General features: G+C 58.6%; 10 protein-coding genes. All 10 read right to left on the reverse strand.

Annotated elements, in window-relative coordinates:
* Positions 1–21: 21 nt before the first annotated feature.
* Positions 22–1,698 (reverse strand): formate--tetrahydrofolate ligase, encoded by a 1,677-nt coding sequence (locus tag NWQ23_RS10470; RefSeq protein ID WP_306166293.1) that lies wholly within the window; start codon positions 1,696–1,698, stop codon positions 22–24.
* A 143-nt stretch (positions 1,699–1,841) separates the two neighbouring features.
* Positions 1,842–2,420 carry an MOSC domain-containing protein gene (locus NWQ23_RS10475; RefSeq protein WP_306166294.1) on the reverse strand — a complete coding sequence of 193 codons (579 nt, stop codon included), beginning with the start codon at positions 2,418–2,420 and terminating at the stop codon, positions 1,842–1,844.
* A 128-nt stretch (positions 2,421–2,548) separates the two neighbouring features.
* A complete protein-coding gene (ftsH, locus tag NWQ23_RS10480) occupies positions 2,549–4,447 on the reverse strand; it encodes an ATP-dependent zinc metalloprotease FtsH (RefSeq protein ID WP_306166295.1) in 1,899 nt (632 codons plus the stop codon).
* Positions 4,448–4,544: 97 nt separating this feature from the next.
* Complete coding sequence (tilS, locus tag NWQ23_RS10485) at positions 4,545–5,825, reverse strand: tRNA lysidine(34) synthetase TilS (RefSeq protein WP_306166296.1); 1,281 nt, start codon at positions 5,823–5,825, stop codon at positions 4,545–4,547.
* Positions 5,816–6,628 carry a tol-pal system protein YbgF gene (gene ybgF, locus NWQ23_RS10490; RefSeq protein ID WP_306166297.1) on the reverse strand — a complete coding sequence of 271 codons (813 nt, stop codon included), beginning with the start codon at positions 6,626–6,628 and terminating at the stop codon, positions 5,816–5,818. Before ybgF ends, tilS begins: the two co-directional genes overlap by 10 nt.
* A gap of 20 nt (positions 6,629–6,648) precedes the next feature.
* A complete protein-coding gene (pal, locus tag NWQ23_RS10495; RefSeq protein ID WP_306166298.1) occupies positions 6,649–7,173 on the reverse strand; it encodes a peptidoglycan-associated lipoprotein Pal in 525 nt (174 codons plus the stop codon).
* Between the two features lie 83 nt (positions 7,174–7,256).
* Positions 7,257–8,573, reverse strand: coding sequence for a Tol-Pal system beta propeller repeat protein TolB (gene tolB / locus NWQ23_RS10500; protein ID WP_372340124.1), 1,317 nt, complete (start codon positions 8,571–8,573; stop codon positions 7,257–7,259).
* 106 nt (positions 8,574–8,679) lie between these two features.
* Complete coding sequence (locus tag NWQ23_RS10505; RefSeq protein ID WP_306166300.1) at positions 8,680–9,798, reverse strand: energy transducer TonB; 1,119 nt, start codon at positions 9,796–9,798, stop codon at positions 8,680–8,682.
* Positions 9,799–9,801: 3 nt separating this feature from the next.
* The gene (locus NWQ23_RS10510) at positions 9,802–10,278 is read right to left on the reverse strand and encodes an ExbD/TolR family protein (RefSeq protein ID WP_306166301.1); all 477 of its coding nucleotides are present in this window, start codon (positions 10,276–10,278) and stop codon (positions 9,802–9,804) included.
* 2 nt (positions 10,279–10,280) lie between these two features.
* The coding region (tolQ, locus tag NWQ23_RS10515) for a protein TolQ (RefSeq protein WP_306166302.1) at positions 10,281–10,951 on the reverse strand (671 nt) is incomplete at its 5' end.

The following is a 10,951-nucleotide window of genomic DNA, read 5'->3' on the forward strand; positions in this document are numbered from 1 at the left end:
CGCCGTCCCGCCCGATGACGACTAGAACAAGCCTTCAATCTGGCCGTCCGCATTCAGCATGATCTGCTCTGCCGATGGGACACGTGGCAAGCCCGGCATCGTCATGATCTCACCGCAGATTGCGACGATAAAACCAGCACCGGCGCTCAAACGCACCTCGCGCACCGGGACCGAGAAACCGGTGGGCGCACCGCGCACCGTTGGATCAGTGGTAAAGCTGTATTGCGTCTTCGCCATACAGACCGGCAGATGGCCATAGCCTTGCTCTTCCCACTGCTTGAGTTGATCGCGGATCTTGCCATCGGCAATCACCTCGTCGGCGCGGTAGATCTTCTTGGCGATGGTATCGATCTTGTCAAACAGGCTCATGTCATCAGGATAGAGCGGGGCAAAATCCGCCTCGCCTTTATCGGCAATCTCTGCCACGCGGGTTGCCAGATCCTTGATCCCTTCAGACCCCAATGCCCAGTGCTTGCACAGGATCGCCTCGGACCCTTGGGTCGCCACATAGGCTTTGACCGCCGCAACTTCAGCATCCGTATCCGTGACAAAGTGGTTAATCGCGACGACCACTGGCACGCCAAAGCTTTTGACGTTCTCGATGTGGCGTCCGAGGTTGGCGCAGCCGGACTTCACCGCATCCACATTCTCTGTCCCCAAGTCGGCCTTGGCGACCCCGCCATTCATCTTCATTGCCCGCACCGTGGCCACGACGACCACACAAGAGGGTGCAATCCCCGCCTTGCGGCATTTGATGTTCATGAATTTCTCGGCACCCAGATCGGCCCCAAAGCCCGCCTCGGTCACCACATAGTCAGCCAGTTTCAGCGCGGTCGTTGTTGCCGTGACCGAGTTACAACCATGCGCGATATTGGCGAAAGGCCCACCATGCACAAAGGCAGGGTTGTTTTCCAACGTCTGCACAAGGTTCGGCTGCATCGCGTCTTTCAGCAGAACAGTCATCGCGCCATCAGCTTTCAGATCGCGGCAATAGACGGGGCTGCGGTCGCGGCGGTAGGCCACGATGATGTCGCCCAGACGCTTTTGCAGATCGTCCAGATTGCGCGCAAGGCACAGGATCGCCATGACCTCGGAGGCCACCGTGATGTCAAAACCGGTCTCGCGGGGGAACCCGTTGGCGACACCACCAAGGCTTGTCGTGATCTGGCGCAACGCACGGTCATTCATATCCAGCACACGCCGCCAAACGACGCGGCGGATGTCGATATCAAGGCCATTGCCCCAATAAATGTGGTTGTCGATCATCGCGGACAGCAGGTTATGCGCCGATGTGATCGCATGGAAATCGCCCGTGAAATGCAGGTTCATATCTTCCATCGGCACAACCTGGGCATAGCCACCACCCGCAGCGCCGCCCTTCATACCAAAGCACGGACCCAGGGATGCCTCGCGGATACAGACCGCCGCCTTCTTGCCAATCGCGTTCAAACCATCGCCCAAGCCCACGGTCGTGGTGGTCTTGCCTTCACCGGCAGGCGTGGGATTGATCGCTGTCACCAGGATCAGTTTTCCATCGGCTCGGTCTTGCACGCTGTCGATCAGGCGCTGGCTGACCTTGGCTTTGTCATGGCCATAGGGCAGCAGATCGGCGCTATCGATGCCCAGTTTCGCACCGATCTCCTGAATGGGGCGCTTGGAGGCTGCGCGCGCGATCTCGATATCAGACTTATATTCCATGAAAGATTTCCCTGCCCTTTGGCAAATGCCGCTGTTGTTCTCGTGTCGCTTCTATCGGGCGGATGCTATGGGCTGCGACGTGATTGCGACATATTCACCGCTGGAATCGGCGGGACGCGCATCTGGTGTTTCGCATGGGAAACCTATGACCGCCATGGGCGTTGACCGGGCACGTGCAGACGCACCGCATCGCCAAGATGGATCACGCCCTCGCGCTCGACCCAAGCGGTGACACCGCGTTTGTCTTTGGCGGCAGCTTTGAACTTGTCCCCTGCCCCCGGATGATCGGCATTGATGCCCTTGGCAGGCAAATGACAAGGCTGGTTTTCCATATCGACGACAAGGCTGGAACCGTCAGGAAACTGGAGCCGTGATGACGGCGGAACATGGGTGAAATCAGGAATACCCTTGATCACCAAAGACGCACCCGCAAAGCTGGGCTCCAGCGTCGCAAGCCCGCAAGCGGCAGCAATCTCTGCCAGCTCTTCGGCGGACATGACGGAAAGTTGCCGCACGTTGCGTATATCCGTCCCTTTGGGGTACTGGCTGACCACCCGCGAACAGGAAGGGCGGGTCAGTCCGCCATGAATTTCGCCGGGGATGCCTGCATAGGTCAGCGTGGCCTCGGATAGGGGTTCAGACTTCAATGAGGCTTCCCGATCAGGCACCCGCCCGATCCAGACGATTTCGCCAATGATGTCGGTGGGGATCAATGCGGGCATGGTCTGGTCTCCGAAACTGCTGCACGCCGTTCGCGGCGCTGGCGCCACAAAGCGTCAAATGACAGCAAAATTCAACCCGGTTTGACGCAGAAAGAAAAACGCCGCCCCGAAGGGCGGCGTTGATTTCGTCAGACCGATGGTTCCGGCTCCATGCCGCCATCAGGCGCACGGGGCTTTTTCGGCTTGGTCTTGGGGATCGCAGTGACCGAGGGCGTCCCACCAGAGGGTGGTGTCTTGTCGACATCATCGCTGACATGCGGCAATTCACCGGCCATCACGCGCTTGATCTCGTCACCGGTCAGCGTTTCATATTCCAACAGACCTTGGGCCAGACGCTCGAATTCCTCATTCTTTTCCAGAATGATTTCATGCGCTTTTTCATAGCCGGCTTGGATAAAGCTGCGGACCTCTTCCTCGATCAACTCTTTGGTATGCGCCGAAACCGACAGACCGGCCGTATTGCCCTGATAGCCTTCATGGGCTTCGGCGTAGTCGATATTACCGATCTTGTCGGACATGCCCCAGCGCAAGACCATCGCACGGGCCAATTGGCTGGCCTGCTGGATATCGCCCGCAGGGCCATTGCTGACCTGATCCGCGCCGTATTTGATGACTTCGGCTGCTTTGCCCGCCATTGTCATGGCAAGCCGCTGGTGGCATTCGTCCTTGAACATGTTCAGACGGTCCATCTCGGGCAGGCTCATCACCATGCCGAGCGCACCACCACGCGGAATGATCGTGGCCTTATAGACCGGATCACATTTCGGCAGGGTAATGCCCACAATCGCGTGGCCTGCTTCATGATAGGCAGTCATTTCTTTTTGCTCGGCGGTCATCACCATCGACCGGCGCTCTGCGCCCATCATGACCTTGTCCTTGGCAGATTCAAAATCCACCATCGTCACAAAGCGCCGCCCGACACGGGCCGCCATCAAGGCTGCCTCGTTCACAAGGTTTGCCAGATCAGCACCCGAGAACCCGGGAGAGCCGCGCGCGATGATCCTCAGATCGACATCAGGACCCAGCGGGATTTTACGCGCATGCACGCCCAAAATCTTTTCGCGGCCTTTGATATCGGGGTTCGGTACCGTGATCTGACGGTCAAAACGACCGGGACGCAACAAGGCAGGGTCAAGCACGTCACGCCGGTTTGTTGCAGCCACGATGATAACGCCTTCATTGGCCTCGAAACCATCCATCTCGACCAGAAGCTGGTTCAATGTCTGTTCACGCTCGTCATTGCCGCCACCGATGCCGACACCACGGGACCGGCCCACGGCGTCGATTTCGTCGATAAAGACGATACACGGCGCGTTCTTTTTGGCTTGCTCGAACATGTCGCGGACACGGGAAGCACCGACACCGACGAACATTTCAACAAAGTCGGAACCAGAGATCGTGAAGAAAGGCACGCCGGCTTCGCCAGCAATGGCGCGCGCCAGCAAGGTTTTACCTGTACCCGGAGGACCTACAAGCAACGCGCCTTTGGGGATCTTACCACCAAGGCGGCTGAATTTTTGCGGGTTACGCAGGAATTCGACAATCTCTTCCAGCTCTTCTTTGGCTTCATCAATACCTGCCACATCGTCAAAGGTGACGCGGCCATGCTTTTCGGTCAGCAGCTTTGCACGCGATTTGCCAAAGCCCATCGCACCGCCTTTGCCGCCACCTTGCATCCGGTTCATGAAATAAACCCAGACGCCGATCAACAGCAGGAAGGGCAGCAGGCTCAGCAGGAACGACTGGAAAGCCGATGTTTCCTGGCTGCGCGCCTCTACAGGCACACCTGCCGCGATCAGCAGGCTCGTGATTTCGGCATCTTGCGGCCTGATTGTCAGATAGGTGCGGCCACCTTCGACATAGCGCACCTGCTCGCCGTCAATGACGACATCTGTTACACGCCCGCCTTCAACGGCGCCGACGAAAGCTGAATAGCTGCGGGTCTCGCCGCCTGTTGTACCGGGAGGTGTACTGAAAAGATTGAACAGAGCCAGCACCATCAGGAACAGGACGACCCAAAAAACCATATTACGCGCGTTGCCCAAGGGGAGGACTCCTTTGAAATGGGGAAGTGGCACGACAGAGTCGCGGCACAAGCGTTTCCTCTAAAATAGACGTTAAACCTTAATCTTCAATGGCAAAGGCCACGGAATGGAAATCCGCGACAATCCGCGCGGACCAGCCGCTTGATAATCCCGCAAGCGGGGCGGCGATCAAGCTGTCACCGCGCCAAACAGAAGGTGACGCAAGCAGCGATGTTCGTGGTGTGCCGCTGGTCCGCCAATCAGGGCAATGTCGGATGCCCTCACCCAAAGCCCTGAAACACAGATCAGGCCCAAGCGGCCCCTCAAGAAACCAGCGCGTGTCCCAAAAAACACCCATCGCATCAGTCAAAGGATGATTTGAGCGGATAACGTCCACGGTTGCTGCCGCTTCGCGCGTCAGGCGCACCCGACCATCGCTTTCTGGCGACATGATGCATCCACCCAAGGTGACAGTCAGACCTTTGCGCGCCTTGCCCACGACTTCCAAAAGCTGTTCGAACCTTGGGCGATATGTCTTGCTTCCGACCCATCCGAACGCGGCCGCCATCACGCGACGCGGCGCATCCTCTTTTTCAAGGTCCAAGGCTGGTTGCGAAAAAATAAGGTCACCCGCATCCTGCTGAACATGGGCGCGGGCGAACTGTCTGGCTGCAATTTGCAAGGACATATGGGCCGCTTGCATATGATCGACCGTCTGCAAAAGCCGTTTACGGGTTAAGCCCAATTCCTCCAGTTTCCCGAACATCTGGCGGGCACGGACCCGATCAAACCGTGGATCGTCATTGCTGGGATCGTCGGCCCAAGCGATCCTTTCGGCCTTCAGCCATGTCCGCAAGTCCGAGCGCGCAATGCCCAGCAAAGGGCGCATCAGGGTCAATTCATCACGCTGTGTCACCTGCGCCATGGCCATCAGACCATCAATGCCAGAACCACGGGCCAACCGCATCAGAACGGTCTCTAGCTGGTCGTCTTCGGTGTGGCCCAGCCAGACCGACCGGATGTTATAGGCAAACGCCCATTCGCGGATCGCGGCCCAGCGCCCGTTACGGGCGGCAGCCTGCAAGTTTCCGGTGCCGTCCCAAGTCCATTGAACGACGGTATGTGGCACGCCCAGCGCTTGGGCCTGCTTGGCAACCAAGGCGATTTCATCCACGGCTTCCGGGCGCAAACCATGATTGATCGTGATTGCACGAAAGGCCTGCGGGCCAAGCGCCTTCACCGCCAAATGCATCAACGCAATGGAATCGCCCCCGCCGGAAACCGAAAGACCAATGGGGTGTTTTGCAAAAGTATCGGCATGCTGCGCCAGTGCTGCGCGAAAACGGGCACTGGTTGCGGCGGGGTCAGAACCTACCGACATCCCAAAATTTGCATTTCCCTCTGTGCATCGGTCACAGTGGGGTTGCCGGGAAACCGCACATTGACCTCGGCCAATGTCAGGCAAGCATCTTGGGTCTGGCCGATTTTGCCCAAGGATGATCCCAACTTGAACAGCGCATCGGGTGCTTTGGGGCCATTGGGATCGCCCGAAAACGCCTCTAGATAGGCGCGCGCGGCATTGGTCGTTTCGCCCAACCCCTCCAAAGCCTCACCGCGCAGATAATTTGCGTCGGCTGTCAGCGGACTACCTGGGTAGGTCGTGACAAAGGCCGCAAGCTGGTCAGCGGCGCTGCGAAAGTCACCAGCTGCGAGCGCCGCCTGCGCCCGCTCAATATCGCCCTGTTCGCCAATTGCCAAAGCCGGGCCACCGGTCGTGCTGCCGGTCCCCGCATCCGGCACCGCCGGAATTTCCAGACCACCCAGAGGTGTGTCGTCCAGCTGACCTATGTCACAGGCCGCCTCAAGCTCGCAAAGGCGGAAGTTCAGATCGCCAATGCGATTATTCGCATCGGAGGTGATGCGATTGACCCTAAACTCCAACTGCTCGGCATTTGAGGTCAGGCGCTGCAACTCCGCCTCGATCGCGTTGAGACGATCAAGGGGCGTACTGCCAATCGTGCCTGTATTCAAACCACCGGTTGTTGAAAGCTCACGGCGCAACCGCTGCACATCCACATAAAGCACCGTCAGTTGTTGGCGAATGTCTGCAAGGGTCTCTTCCTGCGCGATGGCAGGCAACGGGGCCAACAGCAGGGCAAAGACAACAACGACACGGTGCAACATGGAACTTCCTTTGGTCTTGATCAGCTTGTGATCGCCGAGAATGAAAGGACCGTAACAGCCCGTCGGTTCTGCGAATAGCACGATTCATTCGAACACACTTGAACCGGGCGTTCTTTGCCGAAGCTTGTTACCTGAAGGCGTTGCGATGGCACACCGCGCGACACCAGATATTCACGCACGGCATTGGCACGGCGTTGACCCAAAGCCAGGTTATATTCGCGTGTGCCCTGCTCGTCGGCATGGCCTTCGATAACGGCGCGGTAATCGGCATTGGCCAAAAGCCACTGCGCCTGGCCGTTCAAAATCGTCTGGCCTTCGGGAGTGATGGTGGAGGTATCGACTGCAAAGAGAACACGGTCACCGATGGTCTGATTAAAGAACAAGGGGCTTGCGGGGTCGTTTGCGGACCCAGCCAACGCGCCATTTGCGCCCAATCCGGCGCCTGCGCCATCCGCGCCGCCGTTGCCACCAAATCGATCAGGGTTCGTACAGGCCGTTGTAGCCAGCATCAAAAGCACTACCGCCGCTTTTTTAAAGAGTGTCATAGGTTTTCATCCTGTTTTTATATGTCTGCTCAGATTTTCTTCTGTGTATAGCACGGCTTTCGCTACAAGGGAATCACGCTTAATCACGGTTGCAACGGTCCCCATGAGGGGTCGGATGCGCCACCCTGCAATGGCAGAGCCTTCAAATTGCGGCCCGAAATATCGACCGAAAACATCGACGATGTGCCCCCCGCCCCTTGGGTTTCACGGCTGAACATGATCACACGCCCATTGGGCGACCATGTCGGGCCCTCATCAAGGAAGGATGAGGTCAACAGGCGCTCTTCGGACCCATCGGTGCGCATGACACCAATATGGAACCGACCGGCGTTTTGCTTGGTGAAAGCCACCAGATCACCGCGGGGCGACCAGACAGGCGTGCCATAGCGACCATCGCCAAATGAGATCCGGCGCGCCTCGCCGCCGTTGGCAGACATGATGTATAGCTGCTGCGTACCAGAGCGGTCGCTCTCGAAGACGATCTGGCTGCCATCAGGTGACAGACTGGGTGCGGTTTCAATGGAAGGTGCCGTCGTCAGTTGCATATGCTGACCCGTTGCAAGATCGGTGCGGAAGATGTCGGTATTGCCGCCATTGGACAGGCTGTAGATCACCTGCCGCCCGTCACGCGAGAACCGCGGGCTAAAGGCCATCTCGCCCGGTGCGGTCTGCAACTGCTGACGTCCGACGTTGGCCACGTTCAACACATTAATGCGCGGGAACCCTGATTCAAAGCTGGTGTATAGCACGCGGTCGCCGCTGGGCGAAAAGCGCGGGGCCAGAACGATGCTGCTGCTGTCAGTCAGAAACTGCACGTTCGCGCCATCGTAGTCCATGATGGCAAGACGCTTTTGCCGGTTATCCTTTGGGCCGCTCTCAGAGACAAAGACGACGCGACTGTCAAAGAAACCACCTTCGCCGGTGATCCGGCTATAGACCGCATCAGACACCTTGTGCCCCATGCGCCGCCAGCCGGCGACAGTGCCTGCAAATTGGAGCCCTTCACCAAGTTCCTGCCCCGAGAACACATCATAAAGGCGGAACTTCACGGTCAACTGGTTCCCGCTGACGTTGACTGCACCAACGATCAAGGCCTGCGCATTGATCGCACGCCAGTCGGCAAAGGCGACAGGCTGCGCGAAAGAACTGATCTGCGAGATAAAGGCGGCGGCTGGTACTTCACGGAACAGACCGGTTCCGGCAAGGTTTTGCGCCACGAGCCGCGAAATATCCAAGGCCGCTTGCTGCGCCTCGAAAGTTTCAGCCTGGAAACTGGGGACGGCGAAGGTAATGGGCTCGATCACCCCGTCCGTGATTGTCAGTCGCAAGGGGCCATTTTGCGCCAAGGCAGGTCCTGCCAGCATCAGCGTCACCAAAAGTGTCAGAATTCTTTTCATCATCTTTGCCTCACTCCGCCAGTTCGGATTCTTGCCCGAAACTTGCTCTTTCTTATTCATTTATAGCAGGGGGAAAAAACCTTTTCACCTCACCTACGCGTGTCTTTGCCTACCTCAGGCGCATCCCGCTGGGATCAAACGTGATCACAACATCCTTCCATTGGTCGTATTTGTCGGCAGGCAGTTGGTAGCCACCTGACTGGCAACGCAAAATTGCGCGCCGTGCAGCTTCAAACGCGATATTTGTAGCACTTTGATCTCCATCGGACGATAGCAACCGGACCTCGCTGCCGATCACAGTGCCATCGCGGTTCAGGCTAAAGCCCACATCAACAGTCACACGCGCAGCAATCGAACCAGGATCGACGTTCCAGCAGCGGTTCACCGCAACGCGGAAACTATCCCGCTCGGATCCCGTCATGGGCGGTCCGGCCGCAACAGCCGGAGCCTCGGTTGCACCAAGTGCCGCTTCCAAGGCTGCCGCCACATCATTTGGATTGACCTCTGGCGTGGCGGGGGTTGAGGGCGTCGTGGCAGGTGCCGGATCATCCTGTGCGGTCTGCGTCTGTGGCTGCGGTGCCGGACGGCTTGGCCGCGTGACAGGACGTACAGAGGTGGTCGGCGCGAGGTCCTCAATCACGATCTGTGTTGTGGTCTCTTCGGGCGCTGTGGCTTCTTGCTCTTCAGCCACGACGTCTGCCTCGGCGGAATTATCCGGCACGACCTCTTCGCGAACAATGTCATCCACAACCGCGTCCGGCGGCGGCGGCGCCGTAATTGTCGAGGCCACAGTGGGGGCCTGCGGTGGCGTTGGCTGCGGGCTGATCTCCAACTCTGGGGTTGGCGGCGGGGCTTCCGGCACAGCGGGCGCGGGCGGCGGCTGATCCTCTGCTTCGGTGACCAACGGGGGCGGCGGTGGCGGCGGTGGCACTTCGACGACCGGTTGCTCTACCGGGTCGGGAGGCGGTGCTGTCTCGGGCGGCTGCTCTGCGGCGGGTGGCGGTGGTGGTGTTTCATCAACGACAGGTGGCACCGGAGCCGCCGGATCAGCATTGCCGGGCACGGGCGTCGTGCGCGCGCGCATCTGGTCAAACTCTTCCCCCGAAATCACCGAGACATCCATCGTTTCAATGCGCAAAGGCTCGGCATTGAATCCCCAGCCGACAATCAGCCAGCCAATCAGCCCCACGTGGCCAATTCCTGAAATGATGGTGCCCGGCGTTGCCATGATCTAGCCGTCAGTACCGCCCGACACGGGAGGCGCGATATCCGTGACAAGGCCGATGTCCGAGAAACCGCCGGCATTCAGCAGACCCATGATCTGGGCCACGCGATTCCAATCGTTGCGGCCATCGGCACGCAGGAAAATCTTGTTGCTTGTGCGTTCAGCAGCAATCGCTTGCAGGCGTTGCACAAGGACATCCTCGGGCGTCTCGGACTCTTGGATCATGACGCGGCCATCGTTGGTGATTGTTACCGTCAGCGGCTCTTCTTCATCGCCTGCCAAGGCCGTCGCAGAGGTTTCAGGCAGTTGAACCGGCACACCGACGACCGAAAGCGGGGCTGCCACCATGAAAATAATCAACAATACCATCATCACGTCAACAAAGGGCGTGACGTTGATTTCAGACATCGGCTGCGCGCGCCGCGCGCGACGACGCCCACGTCCCCCTTCGCCTCCACCCGGATTGGCTGAAACCGGACCCATGATCAGCTATCCAACTGGCGACTGAGGATCGTCGCAAACTCGTCGGCGAAGGCTTCATAGCCGCGCAGGATGCGGTCACTGTCGGACGACAGCTTGTTATAGTAGATGACGGCGGGAATAGCCGCGATCAGGCCAAGGCCCGTTGCAAGCAAGGCTTCCGCGATACCGGGTGCCACGACGGCAAGGTTCGTGGTTTGGGCTTCGGCGATTTCGATAAACGCATTCATGATTCCCCAGACTGTCCCGAACAGGCCGACAAAAGGCGCCGTTGATCCAACCGTTGCGAGCACCGAAAGGCTCTTTTGAAGCTCTGCGGCTTGTTTGGCGATCGCTACGTCCATAGAGCGGTCTATCCGCGCGGTCGCTCCGGCAATCAGCCCACCATCCTGCCTGTGTGACCTGCGCCATTCAAGCATGCCTGCGGCGAATATCTTTTCGGACGGGCCTTCGGGATCAGCGCCAATCTGATCGAAAAGCGTATCCAAAGGCTCGCCTGACCAGAAGGCGCGGTCAAATATCTCCGCCTCGGCCCGCGCTTTGCGATACTGGATGGTTTTGTCGATAATCACGGCCCAGCACCACACAGAGGCTGCCATCAACATGATCATGACGATTTTAACGGTAATTGTCGCGCGCGCGAACAACGCCCACATTGTGAATTCGTGTGCTGCTT

The organism is Yoonia sp. (genome assembly GCF_030731595.1).
GTDB lineage: Bacteria > Pseudomonadota > Alphaproteobacteria > Rhodobacterales > Rhodobacteraceae > Yoonia.

Coding starts and splice junctions, on each gene's coding strand:
- NWQ23_RS10470 (WP_306166293.1), bottom strand. CDS start 1,698: ATGGAATATAAGTCTGATATCGAGATCGCGCGCGCAGCCTCCAAGCGC.
- NWQ23_RS10475 (WP_306166294.1), bottom strand. CDS start 2,420: ATGCCCGCATTGATCCCCACCGACATCATTGGCGAAATCGTCTGGATC.
- ftsH (WP_306166295.1), bottom strand. CDS start 4,447: ATGGTTTTTTGGGTCGTCCTGTTCCTGATGGTGCTGGCTCTGTTCAAT.
- tilS (WP_306166296.1), bottom strand. CDS start 5,825: ATGTCGGTAGGTTCTGACCCCGCCGCAACCAGTGCCCGTTTTCGCGCA.
- ybgF (WP_306166297.1), bottom strand. CDS start 6,628: ATGTTGCACCGTGTCGTTGTTGTCTTTGCCCTGCTGTTGGCCCCGTTG.
- pal (WP_306166298.1), bottom strand. CDS start 7,173: ATGACACTCTTTAAAAAAGCGGCGGTAGTGCTTTTGATGCTGGCTACA.
- tolB (WP_372340124.1), bottom strand. CDS start 8,573: ATGATGAAAAGAATTCTGACACTTTTGGTGACGCTGATGCTGGCAGGA.
- NWQ23_RS10505 (WP_306166300.1), bottom strand. CDS start 9,798: ATGGCAACGCCGGGCACCATCATTTCAGGAATTGGCCACGTGGGGCTG.
- NWQ23_RS10510 (WP_306166301.1), bottom strand. CDS start 10,278: ATGGGTCCGGTTTCAGCCAATCCGGGTGGAGGCGAAGGGGGACGTGGG.